This is a genomic window from Terriglobales bacterium, from assembly GCA_035543055.1.
Classification (GTDB): Bacteria; Acidobacteriota; Terriglobia; order Terriglobales; family Acidobacteriaceae; genus JAIQFD01.
In genome coordinates this window covers 1-22,402 of record DATKKJ010000178.1, presented here as the reverse complement: position 1 = coordinate 22,402, position 22,402 = coordinate 1, and the positions used below count along the sequence as shown (strand labels likewise).

26 protein-coding genes are annotated in these 22,402 nt (G+C 65.0%); 20 read left to right on the top strand and 6 right to left on the bottom strand.

The window, feature by feature from the left end; genetic code table 11:
• Positions 1-19 precede the first annotated feature (19 nt).
• Positions 20-1,114, top strand: coding sequence for a GntG family PLP-dependent aldolase (locus VMS96_11795; GenBank protein HVP44107.1), 1,095 nt, complete (start codon positions 20-22; stop codon positions 1,112-1,114).
• 87 nt (positions 1,115-1,201) lie between these two features.
• Positions 1,202-1,654 carry an SRPBCC family protein gene (locus VMS96_11790; GenBank protein HVP44106.1) on the top strand — a complete coding sequence of 151 codons (453 nt, stop codon included), beginning with the start codon at positions 1,202-1,204 and terminating at the stop codon, positions 1,652-1,654.
• Positions 1,655-1,881: 227 nt separating this feature from the next.
• Here VMS96_11790 and VMS96_11785 read toward each other — a convergent pair whose 3' ends face one another.
• Positions 1,882-3,081, bottom strand: coding sequence for an MFS transporter (locus VMS96_11785; GenBank protein HVP44105.1), 1,200 nt, complete (start codon positions 3,079-3,081; stop codon positions 1,882-1,884).
• Positions 3,082-3,256: 175 nt separating this feature from the next.
• On the opposite strand from VMS96_11785, the gene VMS96_11780 reads away from it, so the two are divergent.
• The 13 genes from VMS96_11780 (at position 3,257) to VMS96_11720 (ending at position 13,326) form a co-directional block, all read left to right on the top strand.
• Positions 3,257-4,399, top strand: coding sequence for an acyl-CoA dehydrogenase (locus tag VMS96_11780; protein HVP44104.1), 1,143 nt, complete (start codon positions 3,257-3,259; stop codon positions 4,397-4,399).
• A 60-nt stretch (positions 4,400-4,459) separates the two neighbouring features.
• Positions 4,460-5,533 carry a methylmalonyl Co-A mutase-associated GTPase MeaB gene (gene meaB, locus VMS96_11775; protein ID HVP44103.1) on the top strand — a complete coding sequence of 358 codons (1,074 nt, stop codon included), beginning with the start codon at positions 4,460-4,462 and terminating at the stop codon, positions 5,531-5,533.
• 117 nt (positions 5,534-5,650) lie between these two features.
• Positions 5,651-6,058 carry a methylmalonyl-CoA epimerase gene (mce, locus tag VMS96_11770; GenBank protein HVP44102.1) on the top strand — a complete coding sequence of 136 codons (408 nt, stop codon included), beginning with the start codon at positions 5,651-5,653 and terminating at the stop codon, positions 6,056-6,058.
• 115 nt (positions 6,059-6,173) lie between these two features.
• On the top strand, positions 6,174-6,842 hold the full coding sequence (gene tsaB, locus VMS96_11765; protein ID HVP44101.1) for a tRNA (adenosine(37)-N6)-threonylcarbamoyltransferase complex dimerization subunit type 1 TsaB: 669 nt from the start codon (positions 6,174-6,176) through the stop codon (positions 6,840-6,842).
• On the top strand, positions 6,839-7,309 hold the full coding sequence (gene rimI / locus VMS96_11760; protein HVP44100.1) for a ribosomal protein S18-alanine N-acetyltransferase: 471 nt from the start codon (positions 6,839-6,841) through the stop codon (positions 7,307-7,309). Before tsaB ends, rimI begins: the two co-directional genes overlap by 4 nt.
• Before the next feature lie 51 nt (positions 7,310-7,360).
• A complete protein-coding gene (locus VMS96_11755; GenBank protein HVP44099.1) occupies positions 7,361-7,588 on the top strand; it encodes a DUF465 domain-containing protein in 228 nt (75 codons plus the stop codon).
• A gap of 119 nt (positions 7,589-7,707) precedes the next feature.
• Positions 7,708-8,385 carry a phosphatidylserine decarboxylase family protein gene (locus VMS96_11750; protein HVP44098.1) on the top strand — a complete coding sequence of 226 codons (678 nt, stop codon included), beginning with the start codon at positions 7,708-7,710 and terminating at the stop codon, positions 8,383-8,385.
• Positions 8,382-9,263 carry a CDP-diacylglycerol--serine O-phosphatidyltransferase gene (pssA, locus tag VMS96_11745; protein HVP44097.1) on the top strand — a complete coding sequence of 294 codons (882 nt, stop codon included), beginning with the start codon at positions 8,382-8,384 and terminating at the stop codon, positions 9,261-9,263. The genes VMS96_11750 and pssA overlap by 4 nt, the downstream gene beginning before the upstream one ends.
• Positions 9,260-10,327 carry an Asd/ArgC dimerization domain-containing protein gene (locus VMS96_11740; protein HVP44096.1) on the top strand — a complete coding sequence of 356 codons (1,068 nt, stop codon included), beginning with the start codon at positions 9,260-9,262 and terminating at the stop codon, positions 10,325-10,327. The genes pssA and VMS96_11740 overlap by 4 nt, the downstream gene beginning before the upstream one ends.
• Positions 10,328-10,461: 134 nt before the next feature.
• The gene (locus tag VMS96_11735) at positions 10,462-10,953 is read left to right on the top strand and encodes an LptE family protein (GenBank protein ID HVP44095.1); all 492 of its coding nucleotides are present in this window, start codon (positions 10,462-10,464) and stop codon (positions 10,951-10,953) included.
• Positions 10,953-12,083: a DNA polymerase III subunit delta gene (holA, locus tag VMS96_11730; protein HVP44094.1), complete on the top strand. Its 1,131-nt coding sequence runs from the start codon at positions 10,953-10,955 to the stop codon at positions 12,081-12,083. Before VMS96_11735 ends, holA begins: the two co-directional genes overlap by 1 nt.
• A 32-nt stretch (positions 12,084-12,115) precedes the next feature.
• On the top strand, positions 12,116-12,469 hold the full coding sequence (locus tag VMS96_11725; protein ID HVP44093.1) for a four helix bundle protein: 354 nt from the start codon (positions 12,116-12,118) through the stop codon (positions 12,467-12,469).
• Between the two features lie 89 nt (positions 12,470-12,558).
• Positions 12,559-13,326 (top strand): arylamine N-acetyltransferase, encoded by a 768-nt coding sequence (locus VMS96_11720; GenBank protein ID HVP44092.1) that lies wholly within the window; start codon positions 12,559-12,561, stop codon positions 13,324-13,326.
• A gap of 80 nt (positions 13,327-13,406) precedes the next feature.
• Here VMS96_11720 and rpsT read toward each other — a convergent pair whose 3' ends face one another.
• Positions 13,407-13,670, bottom strand: coding sequence for a 30S ribosomal protein S20 (gene rpsT, locus VMS96_11715; protein ID HVP44091.1), 264 nt, complete (start codon positions 13,668-13,670; stop codon positions 13,407-13,409).
• A gap of 113 nt (positions 13,671-13,783) precedes the next feature.
• Between rpsT and VMS96_11710 the strand changes: the two genes are divergently transcribed.
• Positions 13,784-15,412: an AAA family ATPase gene (locus VMS96_11710; protein HVP44090.1), complete on the top strand. Its 1,629-nt coding sequence runs from the start codon at positions 13,784-13,786 to the stop codon at positions 15,410-15,412.
• Here the strand turns inward: VMS96_11710 and VMS96_11705 are convergent.
• The gene (locus tag VMS96_11705) at positions 15,409-15,621 is read right to left on the bottom strand and encodes a hypothetical protein (GenBank protein ID HVP44089.1); all 213 of its coding nucleotides are present in this window, start codon (positions 15,619-15,621) and stop codon (positions 15,409-15,411) included. The genes VMS96_11710 and VMS96_11705 overlap by 4 nt on opposite strands.
• 86 nt (positions 15,622-15,707) lie before the next feature.
• On the bottom strand, positions 15,708-16,937 hold the full coding sequence (locus VMS96_11700) for a DEAD/DEAH box helicase (protein HVP44088.1): 1,230 nt from the start codon (positions 16,935-16,937) through the stop codon (positions 15,708-15,710).
• 557 nt (positions 16,938-17,494) lie between these two features.
• Here VMS96_11700 and VMS96_11695 point away from each other — a divergent pair.
• From VMS96_11695 to era, 4 genes are read left to right on the top strand one after another with little or no spacing between them, the layout of a single operon-like run.
• A complete protein-coding gene (locus VMS96_11695) occupies positions 17,495-18,550 on the top strand; it encodes a PhoH family protein (protein ID HVP44087.1) in 1,056 nt (351 codons plus the stop codon).
• 56 nt (positions 18,551-18,606) lie between these two features.
• Positions 18,607-19,053, top strand: a complete 447-nt coding sequence (gene ybeY, locus VMS96_11690; protein ID HVP44086.1) for an rRNA maturation RNase YbeY — start codon at positions 18,607-18,609, stop codon at positions 19,051-19,053.
• A complete protein-coding gene (locus VMS96_11685; protein HVP44085.1) occupies positions 19,050-20,312 on the top strand; it encodes a hemolysin family protein in 1,263 nt (420 codons plus the stop codon). The genes ybeY and VMS96_11685 overlap by 4 nt, the downstream gene beginning before the upstream one ends.
• On the top strand, positions 20,312-21,259 hold the full coding sequence (era, locus tag VMS96_11680; protein ID HVP44084.1) for a GTPase Era: 948 nt from the start codon (positions 20,312-20,314) through the stop codon (positions 21,257-21,259). The genes VMS96_11685 and era overlap by 1 nt, the downstream gene beginning before the upstream one ends.
• Here era and VMS96_11675 read toward each other — a convergent pair.
• Both VMS96_11675 and VMS96_11670 read right to left on the bottom strand, forming a co-directional pair.
• Complete coding sequence (locus VMS96_11675) at positions 21,256-21,642, bottom strand: four helix bundle protein (GenBank protein HVP44083.1); 387 nt, start codon at positions 21,640-21,642, stop codon at positions 21,256-21,258. The two genes, era and VMS96_11675, sit on opposite strands and share 4 nt — an antisense overlap.
• 73 nt (positions 21,643-21,715) lie before the next feature.
• Positions 21,716-22,402: sigma 54-interacting transcriptional regulator (locus tag VMS96_11670; GenBank protein ID HVP44082.1), on the bottom strand; the 687-nt coding region annotated here is incomplete at its 5' end.

The following is a 22,402-nucleotide window of genomic DNA, read 5'->3' as shown; positions in this document are numbered from 1 at the left end:
CTCTTACGGGATCCCGCCTATGAAGAGCAGCACCGTGCCCGGCAGCACGGGGGAAATCCAGAAGCAAGACGAGCAGCGGCGCGCGGCCACCGTGGACCTGCGCAGCGACACCGTCACTCGCCCGACGCCGGCGATGCGCCGCGCCATGGCCGAGGCCGAGGTCGGCGACGACGTCTATGGCGAGGACCCCACGGTCAACCGGCTAGAGCAGCGGGCGGCTGAGATCTTCGGGCGCGAGGCGTCCCTCTTCGTCCCCACCGGCACCATGGGGAACCAGATCGCCATCAAGTGCCACACCCGCCCGGGGCAGGAAGTGATCTGCGAGGCGCGTTCGCACGTCCTCGATTACGAGATGGCGATGATGGCGCACTTCTCCGGCTGCATCCCACGCGCGCTGCCCGGCGATAGCGGCATCCTGCGCTGGAGCGAGATCAAGAAGAAGATCCGGCCCAAGACGTACTATGTGGCGCAGACCGGGCTGGTGGAGCTGGAGAACACGCACAACATGGGCGGCGGCACGGTGTATCCGACCGAGGTGGCGGAGGAGATCTGCGACGGCGCCCACGACGCCGGGCTGCCGGTGCACCTGGATGGGGCGCGTATCTTCAATGCCGCCGCGGCGCTCGGCAAACCGGTGGCCGAGATCACCCGCAAGTTCGATTCGGTGATGTTCTGCCTGTCGAAGGGCCTGGGCGCGCCGGTCGGCTCCATGCTGGTGGGCAGCCGGAAGCTGATCGACCAGGCGCGGATGTATCGCAAGGCTCTGGGCGGCGGCATGCGGCAGGTGGGCGTGCTGGCGGCGGCGGGATTGATCGCGGTCGAGGAGATGCCGCGGCGCCTGCACCACGACCACGAGAACGCGCGCTGGCTGGCGGGCGAGCTGGCGAGGGTCCCCGGCATCGCGCTGGACCCGGCCAAGGTGGCGACCAATATCGTCGTCTTCAATGTTGCCCGGACGGGAAAGACCTCGGCGGAGATCTCGCGCGGGCTGGCGGAACGCGGCGTGCTGATCAACGGCATCGACCCGGAGAACATGCGCTTGGTGACCCACATGGATGTGGACCGGGCGGCGTGTGGGCGGGCACTGGAGGCCCTGCGGCAGGTCTGCGGGTGAAGTTCCACGTGGAACAATTAACGAGCGTTCGTTCAATGGAATCTATCGCCAGGGTTCAAGCATCGCTTTAAGGGAGTCAGAGGGCTCATGAGCATCAGACTGGAATACGAGGCGACGGCCAAGTGCCGTCCGGAACACATCTGGCAGGTGTTCCAGAAACTGGAACAGTGGGCGTGGTGGAACCCGAGCGTGGCCCGCAGCAAGTGGACCAGCGGGGAACCCTGGCAGAAGGGCAGCCATTTCCGGATGGAGCTGGAGCGCCCGCGCCGCCTGGCGTTCGATTGCGAGGTGCTGGAGGGGTCCGCCAACAAGGTGGCGTGGGTGGGCAGGGGAAACCTGGTGACCGGCGAACACTGGTTCACCTTCGAGCAGAACGGCGACGGCACCGTCATGAAGACCTGGGAGACGCTCTCGGGTTTCGGCTCGCTCTTCATCGGCAAGGGCATGCAGGAGAAGACGGTCGAGGTGTACAAGCTGTGGTTCGACCGGCTGGCGGCCGAAGCGGAGAAGCTGGCCCGCGAGGAACGGGCGCGGGCATGAAGATCGAGATCAAGCGCTGCTTCTTTTGAGGCGACATCCGCGCCCGGGCGGGCGAGCTAAGAAAGCAGCTGCAACAGGCGACCGGGGTCGACGCCAAAATCAAATGGGGTTCTCCCGGCGCCCTCGACGTTTTTGTGGACGGCCGGATGGTTTTCTCCGCCCAGCAGGCCGGCCATCTTCCCAGCGCAGAAGAGATCCTCCAGGCCGTCAAGTGAGGCGCTGCCCGTCTATCGCTCCTCCGGCGGCTTGAGGTGGCGGAACGAGCGATAGAGCAGGCCGTCGTAGAGGATCTTCAGACTGCCTCCCAGCAGCAGCGGCGCCGAGAACGCGACGTGCTGCATCAGCACTCCAGCTAGAGAGGAACTCACGGCCCAAGCGCCTGTCCGCGAGACATTGGTCAGGCTGCTGGCATAGACGCGCTCGTGGGGCGCGACCATAGCGGCGACGTAGGACTGCCGGGTCGGCACGTCCATCTCCACCAGAGCCTCGCGCGCCAGCAGCAGGATGGCAGCCAGCTTGAAGCTTGGCGCCAGGGGCACAAACAGCAGGAAGATGCTGGACGGCAGGTGGGTGAAGACCATGGTGTTCACCAGGCCGATGCGCCGGGCCAGCCAGGCCGCTCCCAGGTGCGACAGCGCATTGAACACCCGGACCACGAAGAAGAGCAGGCCGAGTTGCTTCTCGTCGACGCCGAAGCGATGGAAGAACCAGTAGGCCAGCAGCGCGTCGGCCAGGAACCCGCCGCCGGTGGAATCGAGGGCAAAAAGCAGCGCGATCTTGCGGACGATGCGCTTGCTCTCACGGCTGACTTCGGGGACAGCCGCGAGATCCGTCCCGCCGGCGTGCCTGTCGAGAAAAGCGTAGAGCACGCTGCAGGCAAGGTTCACGACCGCATAACCGCCAAAGATCCAGCGATACGCGCTGAGCAAATCGAGCCCGGCCCAGCGCTGCAGCAGAACGGGCAACGCGCCGGACAAGGCCCCCAGGGCCCCCGAGGTGTCGAGGGCGACGTTGTACCAGGAGAGCGCCCAGGTACGCCGCTCGTCGCCGACCAGCGAAGGGATGATGGCCTGCTCGATGGCGAACGATGCGCTGCGGTCGGTACCCATCCCGTTCAGCATGGAGGCGAAGGCGAGCGGGACCATGGCCGCCGGTGAGCGCAGCAGCGCCAGGCCTATGCCGCCCACCGCCGAGAACAGCGCGGCGCCGATCAGCACCTGGCGCGTGCCCAGCCGGCGCGCGAGATGGTTGGAGAACGCTGTCGCCACCGTGCCGCCCGCCAGCCCAGCGGCCAGCACCACGCCGATCAGGGTCGAGGAATATCCCAGCCGCGAGAGATAGACGGCGAGCACCACCCCGAGCAGGCCGATGCTCATGGAGCGCAGGAAGGCGGCGCTGTAGATGAGGATGAGGCGGCGCGCGGGCATGAACCAGTTTCCAGTTTCTTGTTTCTTGTTTCTAGTGAGAAATGTGAACCCCCGGGCGGTGACCTTGGTGATGAGGCTCCTACTGCCGTGCAGGACGTTTCCTGTGCTATAAGAGAATGTTTGGGTCACTGCTGGTTTTGCTTATACTTCTGACCCAGGCGCAGGAGGAGCCGTCTTGGACTTCTTACCGAACGATGAGCAGCTGCAACTGAAGAAGAGCGTGCGCGAGTTCGCCGAGCGCGAGATCCTGCCGCACGTGATGGAGTGGGACGAGGCCTCGCAGTTCCCCTGCGCCACCATCAAGGAGCTGGGCCGGCTGGGGCTGATGGGCGTCATCTTCCCCCAGGAATACGGCGGCGCGGGGATGGGCTACGTCGAGTACGTCACCACCATCGAAGAACTCTCGCGGGTGGACGGCTCGGTCGGCATCATCGTGGCGGCACACACCTCGCTGTGCAGCAATCACATCTTCATCGCCGGCAGCGAGGAGCAGAAGAAGAAGTACGTCCCCAAGCTGGCGACCGGCGAATTCATCGGCGCCTGGGGTCTGACTGAGCCGGGCGCCGGCTCGGATGCGGGCTCGGCGCGCATGACCGCCGTCCGCAAAGGCAACAAGTGGGTGCTCAACGGGACCAAGACCTTCTGCACCAACGGGCACTACGCCGACGTGGTGCTGGTGATCGCGGTGACCGACAAAACGGCGCACACCCACGGGCTCTCCGCCTTCGTGGTGGAGAAGGGGACCAAGGGCTTCAGGCCGGGGAAGAAGGAAAACAAGCTGGGCCTGCGGGCCAGCGACACCTCGGAGCTGATCTTCGAGGACTGCGAGATCCCGCTGGAAAACCTGGTGGGCAAGGAAGGCGACGGCTTCATCGACGCCATGCGGGTGCTGGACGGCGGGCGCATCTCGATCGCGGCGCTGGCGCTGGGCATGGCCCAGGGCGCGTACGAGGCGGCGCTGAAATATTCCAAACAGCGCAAGCAATTCGGGAAGTTCATCAGCGAGTTCCAGGCCATCCAGTGGAAGCTGGCCGACATGGCCACCGAGATCGACGCCGCGCGCCTCTTGACCATGCGGGCCGCCGACATGAAAGACAAAGGGATGAAGACGACGCAGGAGTCCTCGATGGCCAAGCTGTACGCCAGCGAGGTGGCGGTGCGCTGCGCCAACGAGGGCGTGCAGATCCACGGCGGCTACGGTTTCGTGAAGGACTATCCAGCGGAGAAGTTCTACCGCGACGTGAAGCTGTGCACCATCGGGGAAGGGACCAGCGAGATCCAGCGCCTGGTGATCGCGCGGCAGCTGCTTAAAGATTAAATCAGAGGTGCGTCATCCTGAGGGCCTTCAGGCCCGAAGGATCTCGCGTGCAGGTTTCGCATGATCCACGCGAGATGCTTCGCGGCCGAAGCCGCTCAGCATGACGCCTTCGATTTTCGTGGCACTGCGTCTCCGTTGCTGTCATTTATACTGTCGCGTTTAGGCGTCCAGCGGAGAAGTCATCTGAGCGAGCTCACTAAGTTCATCGAGAAGATCCGGTCGGGCGACATGCGGGCGCTGGCGCGGGCCATCTCCGCCATCGAGGACAACACCGCCGAGGCCCTGCCGCTGCTGCGGGCGCTGTTCCCATACAGCGGCAAGGCGCGCATCATCGGCCTGACGGGCCCCCCGGGAGCAGGCAAGAGCACGCTGGTGGACGTGCTGGCGCGCGAATACCGCAAGCACGGCAAGACGCTGGGCATCATCGCGGTGGACCCGACCAGCCCGTACACCGGCGGCGCTATCCTGGGCGACCGCATCCGCATGCAGGCCCACCACGCCGACACCGGCATCTACATCCGCAGCATGGCCACGCGCGGCTTCCTGGGCGGGCTGGCCCGGACCACCGCCGACGTGGCCACCGTGCTCGATGCGTCCGGGAAAGACCTGATCCTGATCGAGACCGTGGGGGTGGGGCAGGACGAGATCGACATCGTGCGCCTGGCCGACGTCACGGTGGTGATCCTGGTGCCGGGGATGGGCGACGACGTGCAGACCATCAAGGCCGGCATCATGGAGATCGCCGACGTCTTCGTCATCAACAAGAGCGACCGCGAAGGCGCGGAGCGGGTGGAGCGGGAGATTCGGGCCATGCAGTCTATCTCGCAACGGGCCGATGGCTGGACGCCTCCCATCGTGAAGACGGTGGCCACCGAGGCGACCGGCGTGCCTGAGCTGGCGGGGGCCATCGCGCAGTACGAGGAATTCCTGGGCAAATCGAAGCTGCTGCACAAGAAGAAGATCGAGAGCTGGCGGGAGCGCCTGGTGGAGATGCTGCGCGAGGCGTTGCTGGAGCGCGCCATGCGGGAGCGGATGGGCGACGGGGCGGTGTCGCAGTACGCCGCCGAGATCGTCGAGCACCGGCGCGATCCGTACGCCCTGGTGCAGGAGATCGTCAGCAGTTTGGGGAAGTGATGGATCCGTACCGCTGGCGTCCCGCTGGCTGTGCCGAGGACGTCTCGTCCTCGGGTGTGCGGGCGAGACGCCCCCACGACAGCCGCCGAGACGGCAGCGGTACAGAGTGAGGCACTCATGTTCGCTATCGATCATCTGGGGATCGCGGTCAAGTCGCTGGAGCAGGCCAAAAAGTTCTACCAGCAGCTGGGCATGGAAGTGATGCCGGAGGAAGTGGTGGAAGCGGAGAAGGTCCGGCTGGCCATGGTGCCGCTGGGGGAATCGCGCATCGAGCTGCTGGAGCCGACCAGCGAGGAGTCGCCTATCGCGAAATTCCTGGCGAAGCGGGGCGAGGGGCTGCACCACGTTTCTCTGCGGGTGGACGACATCAGCGCCACGGTGAAGCGGCTGAAGCAGCAAGGAGTGCGCCTGATCTCCGGGGACGTGAAGATCGGCGCCGGCGGGCACATGTACGTCTTTGTCCACCCGCAGAGCGCCGGGGGCGTGCTGCTGGAGCTGGTGCAGGCAGCGCCCAAGGGAGTTTAGGTGGCTGCGCGCGGGATCCTTCGGAGCTGAAGCTCCTCAGGGTGACGCCGTCCAATGTTTGGCGTCATGCTGAGCGGCTTCAGCCGCGAAGCATCTCGCGTGCACCGCATTATCCATGCTTGTGCTAGGCGTCGATACCTCGTGGAAGCAGGGCAGCATCGCGCTGGTGCGTGACGAGCGGGTGCTGGGGTGCGCTCCGCTCGAGGGCGGCATGTTCTCGGCGCAGCTGGTGCCGCAGATCGCGCGACTGCTGGCCGACCACAAGCTGAAGAAATCCGATCTTGATGGGTTCTCGGTCGTCTCCGGTCCGGGGTCGTTCACCGGGCTGCGGGTGGGCCTGGCGGCGGTGAAGGGGCTGGCCGAGATCCTGCACAAACCCATCGCGGCCACGACCGTGCTGGAGGCCATGGCCATCAGCGCAGGCAAGGAAGGGAAGGTGGCTTGCGCGCTCGACGCCGGGCGCGGCGAGGTGTTCGTCGCGGAGTATGAAGTCCGGAGCAATGGAAGACAGGTGCAAGCCGCCTGCCTGCGAGAAAGCGTTGCCGGCCGGACGGAGGCGGTGAGCGGATTGCGCGGAGCACGCGTCATCTGCTGCGAAGGGTCGATCGCCGACTTGCTGCGCGGCGCGGCGGAAACTCTTGAGTGTCCCCGGCCCGACAGCGCGGTCATCGCCCGCATCGGGGCAGAGAAGATCGCGCAGGCCGTCACGGTCACGCCCGAACAACTCGACGCCAACTACATCCGGCGCTCCGACGCCGAGATCTTCAGCGCGCCCAAGCCATGAGCCGCGTGCGTGCCGCTACCCTGGATGACATCCGGATGCTGATGGCGATTGAAGAGGACTCGCCGACCGCCGCACATTGGCAAGAAGGGCAATACCGGGCGGCGCTGGAGCCAGGCGCCACTCCGGAGCGGGTCTCGCTGGTGGTCGAGGCGGAGACGGTGCTGGGGTTCATCGTGGCCCGGGTATTGGGCGACGAGTGGGAGATCGAGAATCTGGCAGTCGCCGGTCCGGCGCAGCGCCGTGGGCTGGGCTCGCAGCTGGTTGGTGGGCTTTTGGACATGGCCAAAATGCGGAGCGCGCGCTCCGTATTTCTCGAAGTCCGTGAGTCGAACCGGGTGGCCAGGCGGCTTTACGAGAAATGGGGGTTCGTGGCCGCCGGACGGAGGAAGTCGTACTACGCGGATCCGCCGGAGGATGGCTTACTATTTCGGCATAAATTTTCCACAACCACCCTCAAAAGGGGTTGAAGGGCGTCGAGGCGTGTGCTAGCGTTTTGTGGTCACGTTGGAGGTCTGTGGATGGCTTCTCCCGTACGCGACCAGTTGCTTTCCCACCACGATGAGTTCCGCAGGCTCGCCCAGGAACACGCGCAGTACGCACAAAGACTAGATTCCCTGATCCAGAAACGCTTTCTCTCCGAAGACGAAAAGCTGGAGGAAGTGCGTCTGAAGAAGCTCAAACTTCGCCTCAAGGACCAGATGGAGGCGATCGAGCAAGCGTTCCGCCGCGACCACCAGGTCGCGTAATTCATCGCGCTGTAACCTACGGCCTCCCGCCGTGAGCGGGAGGTTTCGTGTTTTAGAGGTCCTGCACAATGCGCGGTGCGGTGACTCCGCCAAGCCGAATATAATCTTGATGTTTCCCCATGGTGCGCGACGGTATCTATTACGGGCTGGGCTTCACGGTGGCCGCGGTGATCGTGGCCTGGCTGACCGTCCCCTGGGCCGGGCTGCTGCCCCTGGTCCTGGCGGCCTTCTTCCTCTGGTTCTTCCGCGATCCGGAACGTCAGATCCCGGCCACGGCGGGCGCGCTGGTGTCACCCGCCGACGGCAAGGTCACGGACGTTTCCACCATCGAGGTCGAGGGCGTTCCGCGCAAGCGCATCAGCATCTTCCTGAGCGTCTTCGACGTGCACGTGAACCGCTCGCCGATCGCGGGCACGATCCGCAAGGTCGAGTACCGCACGGGTACCTTCCACAACGCGATGGGCGCGGCGTCGTCGGAGAGCAACGAGCAGAATATCGTGACCGTGGAGGGGGAGGGGCACACGGTGGTGTTCAAGCAGATTGCGGGGCTGCTGGCGCGGCGTATCGTATTCACCAGGAAGGTCGGCGACCGGGTAGCGCGCGGCGAGCGGGTGGGCATGATCAAGTTCGGGTCGCGCACCGACGTCATCTTCCCGGTCGAGTCTGAGGTCGCGGTGAAGGTCGGAGAGCACGTCGCGGGGGGAAGAAGTATCCTGGCGATCCTGCCGGTGGCGCCAGCCGGCGCAACTGGGAGCGAAGCCAAGCTGGCGGCTGTTCCCGCGGGAGGACGCCGATGAGCGAGCAGCTCCAGATCCCGGGCACGGGGGCGAATCGCCGGCGCCTGCGCAAAGGGATGTACCTGCTGCCCTCGATGTTCACCGGCGGCAACATCTTCCTGGGGTTTTACGCGATCAGCCAGGCGATCCAGGGCACGATCTCGGACTATAACCACTTCGACGTGGCCGCCAAGCTGATCGGGGTGGCCGTGCTGCTCGACGGACTGGACGGGCGCATTGCGCGCATGACCAACACCACCAGCGACTTCGGCAGGGAACTGGATTCGCTGGCCGATGCGATCACCTTCGGGGTGGCGCCGGCGGTGCTGGCCTGGATGTGGGGCTTCCACCTGCTGCCCCCCATGGCCGATCCTGAGATACGCATGAACCTGTTGCGCTTCGGGTGGCTGGCCTGCTTCGTTTTCCTGACGGCGGGCGTCGCCCGGCTGGCGCGCTTCAACATCCAGGCCAACCCGCAGCCGTCGAATCCCGGCCGGCCGGGGAGGAAATACTTCGTGGGCATGCCCATCCCCGCCGGGGCGGGCATCGTGGCGGCGGTCGTCCACCTGGCGCGCGGCGCGCCCATCGGCTCCTCGCTGTGGGGGCCGTGGTGGCTGGGCGCGCTTTGGCTCCTGCTGCTGTTCGCCATCAGCTTCCTGATGGTCAGCACCTGGCGGTTCTACAGCTTCAAGGACATCGATTTCCGCTCGCGCCGGCCCTTCCGCGTGGTCATCTTCATGGGCCTGCTGATCGCGTCCATCTATTTCTATTCCAACTACAGTCTCTTCTTCATCGCCATCGCGTACATGCTTTCCGGGGTGCTGGCGCGCCTGTTCTACGTGTTGCGGCGGAAGGGTTCGCCGCCGCCCACCTACACCGAGGCGCCGGAGGCGCGATGACTCCGCGGGAAAAGCCGGAGACCACCGTGGACCTGCCGGCGGGATGGTTCCGCGTGGCCATCGTGGGCGCCGCGACTCTGAAAGGGAAGGAACTCAAGGACGTGCTGGCGGAGCGCAACTTCCCCGCCGCCGACACCCGGCTGCTGGACGACGACGAATCGCTGGGACAACTGGACGCGGTGGGCGACGAGGTCACGTTCATCCAGAGCGTGATGCCGGAACATTTCGGCAAGGTGGACTTCGCCTTCTTCGCCTCGGACAGCGAGTTCACGCGGCGGAATTGGAAGCTGGCGAAGGGCGCAGGCGCCGCGATCGTGGACCTGTCATACGCGCTGGAGGACGAAGCGGGCAGCGTGGTGCGCGCGCCCTGGATCGAGCGCGAGCTGGGGACCCAGCCGCAGCCGGAGCTGGAGTCGGCCACCACCGTCATCGCCCATCCGGCCGCGATGGTCCTGGGGTTGCTCCTGCTGCGGGTGCAGAAGGCGGGGCCGATCCGCGTGGCGGCGGCTACGGTCTTCGAGCCGGCCTCGGAGCACGGGCGCCGCGGCATGGATGAGCTGCACGAGCAGACCGTCAACCTGCTCAGCTTCCAGCAACTGCCCAAGAGCGTCTTCGATTCGCAGGTGGCGTTCAACATCATCTCGCGCTACGGGGAGAAGTCGGAGCCGACGGTGGAAGCGGTGGAGCAGCGGGTGATCGCGCACTACCAGCGGATCGTCGGTGGGCGGGCTCCGGTGCCTTCGCTGATGCTGCTGCAGGCGCCCATCTTCCACGCGCACGGATTCTCGGTTTACATTGAGCTGGAAAAACGGGTGCCGCTGGCGGACTTCACCCAGGCGGTGAGCGGCGAGCACGTGGTGGTGGCGCGCCTGGCGGAGGACGCGCCCAGCAACGTGAACGCCGCCGGACAGGACGATATCCTGCTCACCCTGCGGCGGGATGTGCAGCACGAGAACGGGTTCTGGATCTGGGCCACGGCCGACAATCTGCGGCTGGCCGCCCAGACGGCGGTGGATTGCGCGGCATCGCTGGCAGCTTCGCGGCCGCAGGGAAAGGTGCAGTGAAGTTGAGGCGTCTAGCGGGCGTGAGCAAGGCGACCAGAGGGAGCCGAAGCGGGAGCCCGCTGCCGAAATCCCGAGCGCAGCGAGGGACCTCCACAAACTGCGGTCGACTAGGCCTGGCGTTAGTCAGCGTAGCTGTGTTCGCGCTTACCCTGACTGGCTGCGGCTACAAGACCGCGGGCAAGGCGACGCGCCTGCCCCAGGACCTTCACACCATCGCCGTCCCCGGATTCGCGAACCAGACCCAGACCTATCGCATCGAGCAGGTGCTCACCGGGGCGGTGGTGCGGGAATTCGCGGCGCGAACCAATTACCGGGTGCTGAACCGGGAGGGCGGAGACGCCGATGCCGTGCTGCACGGCACCGTGGTCGGGGCCGAGCTCGCGCCTCTGACCTACGATTCACGCACCGGCCGGGCGTCCTCGGGCCTGGTGACCGTCACCATGCGCGTGTCGCTGGTGGACCGCCAGGGCAAAGTGCTGTTCGAGAACCAGAACTACCAGTTCCGCGAGCAGTACCAGATCTCGCGCGAGATCACCTCGTTCTTCGAGGAAGATTCTCCGGCGGTGGACCGCATGTCGCGTGACTTCGCGCGCACTCTGGTGTCGAACATCGTGGAGGCCTACTAGTGGCGTCGCGCGGCTTCGCTCCCAGCGATCGGTTTGTCTCCGAAGTCAAGGAGCGCAAGCTGCGCCCGGCGTATGTCTTCGTCGGAGACGAGGCTTTCTTCCGCGACCGCTGCCGGCGGGCGCTGATCGAGCACATGGTGCCGGCCGACCTGCGCGAGCTCAGCCTCTACGAATTCGACCTCGCCGACACCACCGTCCACGAGATCCTGGACCGGGCACGCACGCCGTCGCTGATGGCGCCCTTCCAGGTGTTCTTCGTGCGCGGGGTCAAGAACCTCTACGGCCGCGGCTCGCACGACGAAGAGTTCTCCGCCATCGAAGCCTACGTGAAGGACCCGAATCCGAATGCGGTGCTGATCTTCATCGCCGACCACATCAGCATTCCCGCCGATGTGCGGCGCATGGAACTGACCGACAAGGACCGCTACGAGCGCATCCGCGACACCCTGGGCGAGTACTGCGGGATGGTCGAATTGGCGCGGGTAGATGAGAGCGAAGGAATGCGCTGGATCGTGGACGCCGCCTCCGCGCGCGGCATCAAGGTGGACGCCGATGCCGCCCGCGAACTGGTGGACTCGCTGGGCGCCGACATGATGCTGGTCTCGAATGAGCTCGAGAAACTTGTCCTCTACGTGGGGGAGAAGAAGCGGATTACGCTGGCCGACGTGGAAACCATGGTCCTGGCGGCCAAGCAGCGCTCGCTCTACGAGCTGACCGACGCCATCTCCGCCCGCGACCGCACGCGAGCCCTGGCGGTGCTCGACGCGTTGTTGCATTCCAGCGAAGGCGAGGAGGCCGCCATCGGGCACCTTTACATGCTGGCCAAGACCTTCCGTCAGATGCTGGTGATCCTGGAAAAGAACGTGCGCGACTCGCGCGCCATCTGGCAGGCGCTGTGGCAGGGGTTCCGCGTGCCGCCCTTCGCCGCCGAGGACATCATCCGTCAGGCGCGCCGCTACAAGTCACGCCGCGACATCACCCGCGCCCTGCGCCTGATCGCCAGAGCCGACCTGGCATTGCGCTCGAATCCGCCGAGCAAGCGCTTTGTGCTGGAGCAGTTGGTGCTGGAACTGGCGTCAGAGCCGAAAGTGCTGCCGCCGGCGTGGGAGCAGACGGAGCTGCCCGTGTAGGAGGTAGGGGTAGGTGGTAGGAGGTAGGAGTCGTGCCCGAGAGCGTTTCCAACCTGGTTGCATGGCAAAAGGCCATGGATTTGGCGCACAGCATCCACCGGGTCACCCTGCATTTTCCTGATCACGAGGAGCGCGGGATGACTACCCAGTTGCGCCGGGCATCAGTGTCAGTACCCAGCAATATTGCTGAGGGACGTGGGCGTGGATCAAAACGTGATTTCTGCCACTTCCTAACACAGGCGAGAGGTTCTCTATACGAGGTTGAAACTCAGGTCCGCCTCGCGGCCGATTTCAAGTACATCGAACAGGCTCAGGCCAAGCACATTTTGGAGGATTGCGATGAAGTCGCTAGGTTGGTCAATGGGTTGATCAATTCCTTGCGCTGATCCGGGCTCCTACTTCTACCAGCTACCACCTACCCCCTGACGTGGATCTTCGGTCATATCTCGATCGGATCGGATACTCGGGCCCAACCGTGCCGACCCTCGAGGTCCTGCGCGCCATCCACCGCCAGCACTTGCTGACCATCCCCTTCGAGAACCTCGATATCCCCCTGAAGCGCGAGGTCCGGCTGGAGCTGCCGCGCATTTACACCAAGATGGTGCGGCGGCATCGCGGCGGCTTCTGTTACGAGCACAACGGGCTCTTTGCCTGGGCTTTGCGCGAGATCGGGTTCGACTTGGACATGCTGTCGGGGCGGGTGGCCCGCGGCGACGGCGGCTACGGTCCGGAGTTCGACCACATGCTGCTGCTGGTGCGGCTGGACGGCGTGCGCTGGCTCGCCGACGTCGGCTTCGGAGACTCGTTCCTGGAGCCGCTGCGGTTAGACACCACGGAGCCGCAGTTCGACCGCGGGCTCGAGTACCAGATCGTCCGCGAAAAGGAAGATTACCTGCTGTTGCGCCGCGAAGACGGCCGCCTGGAGCACAAGTTCCTATTCAACCTGGTCCCGCACAAGTTCGGCGACTACGCCGAGATGTGCGTCTATCACCAGACCTCGCCACACTCGACGTTCACGTACCGGCGGGTATGTTCCAAGGCGACGACCAGCGGGCGCATCACCCTGACCGGCACCGCGCTGGTGGTCACCGAGGAGGGGAAGCGGACGGAAACCGAGATCACTTCCGACGAGCAGTTCGAGCGCTTCCTGCGGGTGCACTTCGGCATCGCCATCAAAGGCTTTCCGCCACTGGACATCAAGAAGCACCCACCACAGAGACACAGAGGCACGGAGAAGAAATAAGACTCAGTGGTGAATAAATGCGAAACGGCGGCCTCTCCCTGCCGTTCCATTGCTGAATGCTGATGGCTGAGCGCTGATGGCTACTTCAACGCGGCCAGGCGGGCGCTGAGGCGCGATTTGTAGCGCGCCGCGGTGTTCTGGTGGATGACGCCTTTCTGGATGGCCTTATCGATGGCGGACACGGTGCTGCGGAAGGTCTCGCCGGCCTTGGCCTTGTCGCCGGCGGCCAGGCTCTCGCGCAGGCGGCGCAACTCGGTGCGCAGCCGCGACTTGCTGGTGCGATTGCGCGCGCTCCGTTTTTCCGTCTGCCGGGCGCGCTTGAGCGCCGAAAAATGGTTTGCCATGCTGCTGACTGTCCTCTGAAATAGATTTTCCGGGGTACCCGAATCTAGTATTGTAGCGGACGCCTTCGAACGCGGTCAAACCGCAGCTCGCGCGGCCCCGCGGCGAGAGACGCATGGATCCCGGCGATCGCCTCAAGGTCCTGATCAATTCCAGCACCCCCATCGTGGCCGTGGAGACGGTGGAGGAAGCGCGGGTGCTGGCGCTGGTGCGCCAGACCTGCGCCGAGCTGAGCCTGCCCCTGTTCGAGTGGAGCATCGCCGACGGGCTGATGCGCAGCGCGGTCGCGCCCTCGCGATCGAGCGCCACCGGGATGCGCCGCGACCAGTTGCAGGCCGCCGTCAACCAGGCGGTCAATCTCGGCGTGATGGAGAGCTCCGCCCAAGGCGCGGGCCAGACCATCATGAATACCCGCGAGCCGGCGGCCGCCCTGGCCCACATCGAGACCCTCACCCTCGACGCGGTCTTCGTCCTCAAAGACTTCCATCGGCATCTCGAGGATGCAGTAGTCATCCGCCGCCTGCGCGATGTGGTGCAGTACTTCGCGGCCTCGCGCCGGGCCCTGGTGCTGACCGGGCCGGCCATCAAGATGCCCCCGGAGCTGGAGAAGGAAGTCGAGTTCCTCGACTTTCCGTTGCCCGACCGCACGCGGCTGCACGACATCGTCGAGGAGACGTTCGCGCGGGTCGCGAAGTCCCACACTCTTAAGAGAAACGCCGACGGAGCGGTGGTGGAGCAGATGGCGGCGAACCTCTGCGGCCTGACCGAGGAAGAAGCCGAGCGCGCGGTGGCGCAGGCGCTGGTCACACGCTACGCCCTCTGCCCGGAGATCGTTACCGACGTGCTTGAGGCCAAGAAGGACATCCTGCGGCGCACCGGCATGCTGGAGTTCGTGGATGCCACGGTCAACCTGAGCGCCATTGGCGGGCTGGAGAACCTGAAGCGCTGGCTGGGCAAGCGGCGCGGCGCCTTCGACGACGCCGCCCGGCAGTTCGGGCTGGAGCCGCCGCGCGGCGTCATCATCATGGGGGTGCAGGGCTGCGGCAAGAGCATGTGCGCCCGCGCCATCGCCGGCGACTGGAAGCTCCCGCTCACCAAGTTCGACACCTCGGCCATTTACGACAAGTACATCGGCGAGACCGAGAAGCGCATCCAGAAGCTGTTCCGGGTGGCGGAGCAACTGGCGCCGGTGGTGCTGTGGATCGACGAACTGGAGAAGGTCTTTGCCGGCAGCGGCCCCGATTCCGCATCGGTGGACGCCGGGGTGTCGTCGCGCCTGCTGGGCTCGTTCCTATCCTGGATGCAGGACCGTAAGTCGCCGGTCTTCGTGGCTGCCACTTGCAACAACGTCACCGTGCTGCCGCCGGAGCTGATGCGCAAAGGCCGCTTCGACGAGATCTTCTTCGTCGATCTGCCGAACACGGCCGAGCGCAAGGCCATCTTCTCCCTGCACCTGGCCAAGCGGAAGCGGAACCCGCAGGATTTCGATCTGGACCGCCTCGCGGCCGCTGCCCGGGGCTATTCCGGGGCCGAGATCGAGGCGACGGTGCAATCGGCGATGTATGCCGCTTACGCAGCCAAGAAGCCGATGTCCACGGAAACGGTTTTGGAAGAGATCAAGGCCACGGTGCCACTCTCCGCCACCCGCGCTGAAGATGTCGAGCAACTTCGGGATTGGGCCAGCAAGCGAGCGGTGCCGGCATCACTGGCGGACGCGGCGGGGACTTCGGCGCCAGGGCGCTAGGGGAGGGTGGTTTCGCCGGCAGCCTGTGGTTCATCCTCGGGCGCGTCTTGCAAGTCCGGATGAGTTTCCTCCAGGGGCGCGATGAGATCGTCCAACGACTTTAGCGGCGTCTTTTCCTGCTTGCGCTGCAGCCGGCGTGCAGCTTTATCACGCTGCTTTTCCTGCCGCGCGCGCTCCTTCTGACGCTTTGTGAAAGTATTTCCTGCCATGGTCACCTCTATGCGGCCGGCGGCGGCGCCACTCCCGCGGCGCCTGCCGACTCATTCACTCTGTCAGTCTCCGCTCAAGAGCGGGCCTACGCCATCTCGGCGTGCAACTGCAGGACCTCCCCGGGCAGCCGGGCCATCCGCGTACGAGGGGCTGAGGCGATGCCGGCAGCCGGGGCCGCGGCATAGCTCTTCTTGCCAGAGAATTCGGTATCGGCATCCTTGAGCTCCATGCGAATACCCAGTGTACGCTCCAAGTCCTTCAGTTCGCTCCATTCATCCTGCAGGTACAGAGTGGAAGCGACGCCGTGCTCGCCGGCGCGGCCGGTGCGCCCTACCCGGTGGATGAAGTCCTCCGCGATCTGCGGCAGGTCGTAGTTGATGACGTGCGCGATGTCCTCCACGTGGATGCCGCGGGAGGCCAGGTCGGTCGCTACCAGCACCTGGAATCGGCCCTGCTGGAAGCCATATAGGGCTGCCGTGCGCTGCGATTGCGAGCGGTCGCCGTGGATCATGGCCGCCGAGAACCCTTCGCGCGCCAGCCGCTTGGCCAGCCGCTCGGTGCCGCGCTTGGTACGGGCAAAGACCAGGCAGCGCCCAGTCTCGCGGTTCAGCAATCTTTGCAGCACCTGTTGCTTGCTGTCCTTCGACACCTCGAAGGCCTGCACCCGCACATTCTCCGACGGTTTCAGCGTGGACCCGAAGGCCAGCCGCACCGGCTTGCGCGTGTAATCGTTGACCAGGTGGGCGACCGACGCTTCCAGGGTCGCCGAGAAGCACATGGTCTGGCGGTCTTTGGGGAGCACCCGGGCGATCCGTCGGAGCGAGGGCAGGAAGCCCATGTCCAGCATCCGGTCGGCTTCGTCCAGGATGAGCACGCGCAGACTGCGGAAGTCGATCAAGCGGCGTTCCAGGAAGTCTTCCAGGCGGCCGGGCGTGGCCACCACCAGGCGGGCGCCGCCGCGGAGCGCGCTGAGTTGCGCGCCCTCCGACAGCCCACCGACGACCAGCGCTGCCGGGGAGAGCTTCTTGCCCCGCAAGGCGTCGTACTGCTCGGCCACCTGCATGGCCAGTTCGCGGGTAGGCACCAGGACCAGCGCCGCGATCCCCTGAGGGGGGTTGTTGAGAAAGTCTTCCATGATCGGGATCAGGAAGGCCAAAGTCTTGCCAGTGCCGGTCTGGGCGGTCGCCAGCACATCCTTGCCCTGAAGGGCTTGGGGGATGGCGGCGGCCTGCACCGGGGTAGGCACCGTGAAGCGGGCTGCCGAGAGTCGCTCCTGGATATAGGGCGAGAGGGGCAGCTCCGAAAAGTTTCGCATTACCACTACTTTCTGTCTGGCGCGCCGCGCACGTATGCGGCAGCGACTTGATGGCCAGTCGTTTTCTAGATGTACGCTGAAACTGGACGGAAGGGACGGATAGGCGGGAATCTCAGAACAACTTAAAACTCACACCACACGCAACCGTGGTTAAGCGCACTTACAGTGTAGCACGTTTGCCCGGCTGTGGGAGGGAGTACCCGGGTCGCCAACCGCATTCATACAGTCTTAACCGCTTGTGCATCAACCAGTCATGGCCCTCCTATACGGTCGACTCAGGCCCTGGCGCCCGCGGGATGGGTTGGCCGAAAACCAGCGGCAACCCATTCCGGGTGGGTTTTCCGCTCACCGAATCGGCCAGCGAGATACCTTGGAACCAGGCGCAGCACCCGGAGTTGTTGACTCCCCCTTAGCAGCGGGGTACTCTACGGCTAATGGTAGTAGCTCCTGTTGGACGAGCGGTACTGCCTGCCAGCTTCCCCCAAATCCTTATGTCTGCGAGCAGGTGCGACGCACGTGTGCCTGACGCCCTGTTGGAGGGACCGCCCGAGAATTAGATGAAGAAGAACCTGGATATCTTTCCCAAGATCGAAACCCTCTTCGGCACGCGGGACGAAAACCTGCACCTGCTGGAAGACGGCCTGAACGTGACCATCGACCTGAAAGCGGACTCCGTGGAGATCGAGGGCGCCGCCGAGGATGTGGCGCGGGCCGAGCGGGTGCTCGCCGACTATGACCATCTGCAGCGCAACGGATTCACCTTCAATAACGGCGACCTGGGTTCGCTGTTGCGGGTGGTGATCGGCGATCCCAACGTGAGCCTCCGGAGTCTGGCGGAAGCCGGACGGCAGCGCTCCTTCGGCAAGCGCGTGGTGCAGCCCAAGAGCGTCAACCAGCGCCGCTACATCGAGGCCATCGAGAAGCACGACATGGTCTTCGGCATCGGGCCGGCGGGCACGGGGAAGACCTACCTGGCGGTGGCCATGGCCATCGGCGCGCTGCTGGCCAAGCAGGTGAACCGCATCGTCCTGGCGCGTCCGGCGGTCGAAGCCGGCGAGCGCCTGGGGTTCCTGCCGGGAACGCTGCAGGAGAAGGTGGACCCGTACCTCCGCCCGCTGTACGACGCGCTCTACGACCTGCTCGACCAGGAGCGGGTGGACCGCTACCTGGAGAAGAACGTCATCGAGATCGCTCCCATCGCCTTCATGCGAGGCCGGACGCTGAGCGACGCCTTCGTCATCGTGGACGAGGCCCAGAACACCACCCCCGAGCAGATGAAGATGGTGCTCACCCGCCTCGGCTTCAACTCCAAGGCGGTGATCACCGGCGACATCACCCAGATCGACCTGCCGGGCTCCAGGCGCAGCGGCATGCTGGAGGCGATCGACGTGCTCAAGCGGGTCGAGGGGATCGCGTTCTCGTACTTCGACGAGAGCGACGTGGTACGCCACCACTTGGTGCAGCGCATCATCGTAGCCTACGACACCCACAAGGCTGCCGCCGAAGCGCAGCTCTCGCTGGAGCTGGGCACGAAGGGCAATGGGGAAACGAACGGGAAGGGGAACGGCAAAGCCAGCCCGGAGCCTGCGCAAGAGTATCGCTACGAGGAATAGAGGCGGGTACAATATCAGACGGGAGGGCTGATGGCCCTCCCGTCGCTTTTGGCACGATGGTCATCCTTCGACATCCGATCGCGGGCGTCAGCCGGACGGCGCTGGAGCGCTTTGCCGGCCGCGCCCGCCGGGCTGCCGGTTTGCGCGGCGAAGTCAACGTGCTGGTGACCGGAGACGCCGAATTGCGCCGCCTGAACCGGCAATTCCGACACCAGGACAAGCCCACCGACGTGCTTTCCTTCCCCGGGCCTGACCCAGACTTCGCTGGGGACATCGCGATCTCGGCTGCCACAGCCTCGCGCAATGCCCGCCGGCTCGGCCACAGCACGGTGGACGAACTGAAGCTGCTGCTGCTTCACGGAGTGCTGCACCTGGCGGGATACGACCACGAGCGCGACCAGGGCGAGATGGCGCGCAAGGAGCAACGCTTGCGGCGCAATCTCGGATTGCCCACATCTCTGACCGAGCGTGCCAACGGTTCGGGGCGGAGGCCGCGGTCATGAGCGCCGGATTCATTGTCGCCATGGCAGCGCTGCTGGCCCTGCTTGCCCTGGTCTCCTACGTGGACCGTGTGTACACCGAGATGGGCAAGTTTCTCTCCCGTGAGTTCCAGGACAACATCGAGGCCTTCGAGCAGCGCATCGAGCCCCGGCTCGGGGTCAGCCGCGCGCGCGCCCAGCTCTCCATGGCGGTGCTCACCCAGCTCAGCACGGCGGCCATCGCGCTGATGATCGGATACTCCATCTTCGAGGATGGGCGTTGGGACTTGGCGGAGGTCCTGGAGGCAGCGGTCTGCCTGGTGATCATCATCGTGGTCTTCAACCGCCTGCTGCCCTTCGTTTTCTTCACCCGGACCAGCGGCCGGTGGCTGGCCCATTTCACCATCCCGCTGCGCGCGCTCATCTACCTGGTATTCCCGGTCACGCTGGTGCTTGGGTTCGCGCTTTCCGTGGCCGCGCTGGCCGAGGCGCAGGAGCCGGAGGAGCCGGAACATCCCTCGGAGGCGGTGGACGCGCTGATCGAAGCGGGGCAGGAAGAGGGCATCCTGGAGGAGAGCGACCGGCGGCTGATCCAGTCGGTGGTGGAGTTCGGCGACAAGACCGCGCGCGAGGTCATGACCGCGCGCCCCGACATCGCCGCCGTTCCCGTCTCGATGACAGTGGAGAAGTTCATCGAATCCCAGCGCACCCGCCCCTTCTCGCGCATGCCCGTCTATGACGGCACCATCGACAACATCAAGGGCATCGTGCTGGCGCACGACGCGCTGCAGGTCAGCGATTCCGAGGCGGGTGTGCAGACGGTCGAGAAGCTGATGCGTCCCGTGCTCTTCGTGCCCGAGACCATGCACGTCAGCACCCTGTTGCGCGAGCTGCAGAGCCAGAACATGCACATGGCCATCGTGGTGGACGAGTACGGCGGGGTGGCCGGCGTGGTCACCATGGAGGACCTGGTGGAGGAGATCGTGGGCGAGATCCGCGACGAGCACGAGGCCAAGTCCGACATCGTGCGCGAGAGCGACACCTCCTACATCGTCCCCGGCACCATGGACGTGGACCGGCTGGACGAGCTCTTCCACATCCGCCCCGACGGGCGCGAGGCCACCACCGTCGCCGGCCTGGTCAGCGAGATCGTGGGGCACATTCCGCAGAAGGGCGAAGTCGTGGAGGAGGGCGGCCTGCGCTACGAGGTGCTGGACTCCTCGCAGCGGCGGGTCAAGCGGCTGCGCATCAGCTCGCGTTTACCCCAACAGGCGAGGGCCTGATGGCCTTCCGCTCCGGGTTCGTCTCCATCATCGGCCGTCCGAATGCCGGGAAGTCCACGCTGCTGAACGCGCTGGTGGGCGAAAAGCTCGCCATCGTCACCCATAAGCCGCAGACCACCCGCAACCGCATCCAGGGTTTCGTGAATGTCGCCCCCCAGAAAGGCCGGCCCGCGGGCCAGATCATCTTCATCGACACTCCCGGGATCCATAAGCCGGATACGCCGCTCAACAAGAGGATGATGCGCGAGGTGCACGACGCGCTGGAATCGCGCGATCTGGTGCTGCTGATCGTGGACGTCACCCAGAAGTTCGGCGCCGGCGACCGCTTCTCCCTCGACTTGCTGAAGAAGACGGGCGGGCCGGCGTTCCTGCTGCTCAACAAGATCGACCTGGTAGCCAAGGAGAAGTTGCTGCCTATCATCGCGGAATGGAGCCGCCAGCACGACTTCAAAGAGATCATCCCCATTTCCGCTGCCAAGCGCGATGGCCTCGAACTGCTGCTGGACAAGGTGATCGGGAATCTTCCCGAGGGTCCGCGGTATTTCCCCAAGGACCAGCTCACCGACCAGCCGGAGCGCTTTCTGGCTGCCGAGATCGTGCGCGAGAAAGTGCTCTTCGACACCGCCGAGGAAGTGCCCTACGCGACCACCGTGATCGTGGAGCGCTGGGAGGAAGAGCCGAGGCTCACCCGCATCGCCGCCACCGTCTATGTCGAGCGTGACGGGCAGAAGAAGATCATCGTCGGCCGGCGGGGGGAGATGATCAAGCGCATCGGCACCGAAGCGCGGCAGGAGATCGAGCGCCTGCTGGGGACCAGGGTGTTCCTGGAATTGTTCGTGAAGGTCCGGCCGAACTGGCGCGAGTCACGGCAGTTCCTGGAGGAGCTGGACTGGAGAAAGCAGCTCGAGGGTTTGCAGGAGGCAGGCGGCAGGAGGCAGGAAGACTAAGCCGCGGTCTTTGTTGAATTAATCAGGCCGTTAAGAACCCGCGCCACCTCGTTGCACGACGCCACCAGTTGATCTGCCTCGGTATCGGTGATGTAGTGCAAGTCCCTCGCAATCTCTAGCTCGCTTTCGACCTCGTATAAAGAGCCTCGCGCCTGTACGAGGAAGTGGCAAAAGTCCCTCTGCGTGGCTCTCCCTTTCCCTTCGGCAATGTTCGACGAAACGGAAATGACAGCCTTGCGAAGCTGATCTCTTAGCGCGTATTGCTCCTCCGTCGGGAAGCTCCGTGTTGCGAGGTAGATGTCCCGAGCCAGCGTTTTGGCCTTCTGCCAAGCAATCAAGTCACGAAATGTGTTCGTCACCGCAATTTCAGCTTTCTCCCACATCCATTAGGTTCGACGTCGTGCTTCCTGCCTCCTGCCTCCTGCTTCCTGCCTCCTGCACCCTGCACCCTGCTTCCTATTCCTTTACCGCGATTCCCAGCGTCTTCATCTTCCGGTACAGGTGGGAGCGTTCCAGTCCCAGCACCTCCGCCGTACGCGAAACATTCCCGTGGTTCTCGTCTAGCTTCTTGAGGATGTAGTCACGCTCGTAGGCCTCGCGCGCCTGGTGCAGGGTCGAGAACTCGGCGTGCGCCCGGCGTGAGCCGTCGCGATAGACCAGCGGCGGCAAGTGCTTGCGCTCCAGCTTCTGCGCGGTGGGGTTCATGATGACCATGCGCTCGATCACGTTGCGCAGCTCGCGCACGTTCCCCGGCCAGGAGTAGCGCATCAGGACCTCGACCGTGTCATCGTGCATCTCCTTGGGGCGGCGGCTGTAGGTCAGCGAGACCTCACGCAGGAAATGCCGCGCCAGCAGCGGGATGTCTTCCTTGCGCTCGCGCAGCGGGGGGACGAAGAAGGGGATCACGTTCAGGCGGTAGAACAGGTCCTCGCGGAAATTCCCTTTGGAGATCTCCTCTTCCAGGTCTTTGTTGGTCGAGGCGATGACCCGGGCATCCACGCTGATGGGCTCCTCGCTGCCCACCGGGGTGAATCTCTGCTCGTCGAGCGTGCGCAGCACCTTGGATTGCGTCTTCAAGCTCATGTCCCCGACTTCATCGAGGAACAGCGTGCCGCCATCCGCCTTCAGGAAGCGGCCCTCTTT

Excerpts from the sequence above, each read along its gene's own strand:
- VMS96_11675 (HVP44083.1), bottom strand. The coding sequence starts at position 21,642 with ATGTGGGAGAAAGCTGAAATTGCGGTGACGAACACATTTCGTGACTTG.
- mce (HVP44102.1), top strand. The coding sequence starts at position 5,651 with ATGTTCGCTATCGATCATCTGGGGATCGCGGTCAAGTCGCTGGAGCAG.
- VMS96_11705 (HVP44089.1), bottom strand. The coding sequence starts at position 15,621 with ATGGCAGGAAATACTTTCACAAAGCGTCAGAAGGAGCGCGCGCGGCAG.
- VMS96_11695 (HVP44087.1), top strand. The coding sequence starts at position 17,495 with ATGAAGAAGAACCTGGATATCTTTCCCAAGATCGAAACCCTCTTCGGC.
- VMS96_11750 (HVP44098.1), top strand. The coding sequence starts at position 7,708 with ATGGTGCGCGACGGTATCTATTACGGGCTGGGCTTCACGGTGGCCGCG.
- pssA (HVP44097.1), top strand. The coding sequence starts at position 8,382 with ATGAGCGAGCAGCTCCAGATCCCGGGCACGGGGGCGAATCGCCGGCGC.
- VMS96_11755 (HVP44099.1), top strand. The coding sequence starts at position 7,361 with ATGGCTTCTCCCGTACGCGACCAGTTGCTTTCCCACCACGATGAGTTC.
- rimI (HVP44100.1), top strand. The coding sequence starts at position 6,839 with ATGAGCCGCGTGCGTGCCGCTACCCTGGATGACATCCGGATGCTGATG.
- VMS96_11685 (HVP44085.1), top strand. The coding sequence starts at position 19,050 with ATGAGCGCCGGATTCATTGTCGCCATGGCAGCGCTGCTGGCCCTGCTT.
- tsaB (HVP44101.1), top strand. The coding sequence starts at position 6,174 with ATGCTTGTGCTAGGCGTCGATACCTCGTGGAAGCAGGGCAGCATCGCG.
- VMS96_11785 (HVP44105.1), bottom strand. The coding sequence starts at position 3,081 with ATGCCCGCGCGCCGCCTCATCCTCATCTACAGCGCCGCCTTCCTGCGC.
- rpsT (HVP44091.1), bottom strand. The coding sequence starts at position 13,670 with ATGGCAAACCATTTTTCGGCGCTCAAGCGCGCCCGGCAGACGGAAAAA.
- VMS96_11700 (HVP44088.1), bottom strand. The coding sequence starts at position 16,937 with ATGCGAAACTTTTCGGAGCTGCCCCTCTCGCCCTATATCCAGGAGCGA.
- meaB (HVP44103.1), top strand. The coding sequence starts at position 4,460 with ATGATCCACGCGAGATGCTTCGCGGCCGAAGCCGCTCAGCATGACGCC.
- ybeY (HVP44086.1), top strand. The coding sequence starts at position 18,607 with ATGGTCATCCTTCGACATCCGATCGCGGGCGTCAGCCGGACGGCGCTG.
- era (HVP44084.1), top strand. The coding sequence starts at position 20,312 with ATGGCCTTCCGCTCCGGGTTCGTCTCCATCATCGGCCGTCCGAATGCC.
- VMS96_11710 (HVP44090.1), top strand. The coding sequence starts at position 13,784 with ATGGATCCCGGCGATCGCCTCAAGGTCCTGATCAATTCCAGCACCCCC.
- VMS96_11740 (HVP44096.1), top strand. The coding sequence starts at position 9,260 with ATGACTCCGCGGGAAAAGCCGGAGACCACCGTGGACCTGCCGGCGGGA.
- VMS96_11795 (HVP44107.1), top strand. The coding sequence starts at position 20 with ATGAAGAGCAGCACCGTGCCCGGCAGCACGGGGGAAATCCAGAAGCAA.
- VMS96_11790 (HVP44106.1), top strand. The coding sequence starts at position 1,202 with ATGAGCATCAGACTGGAATACGAGGCGACGGCCAAGTGCCGTCCGGAA.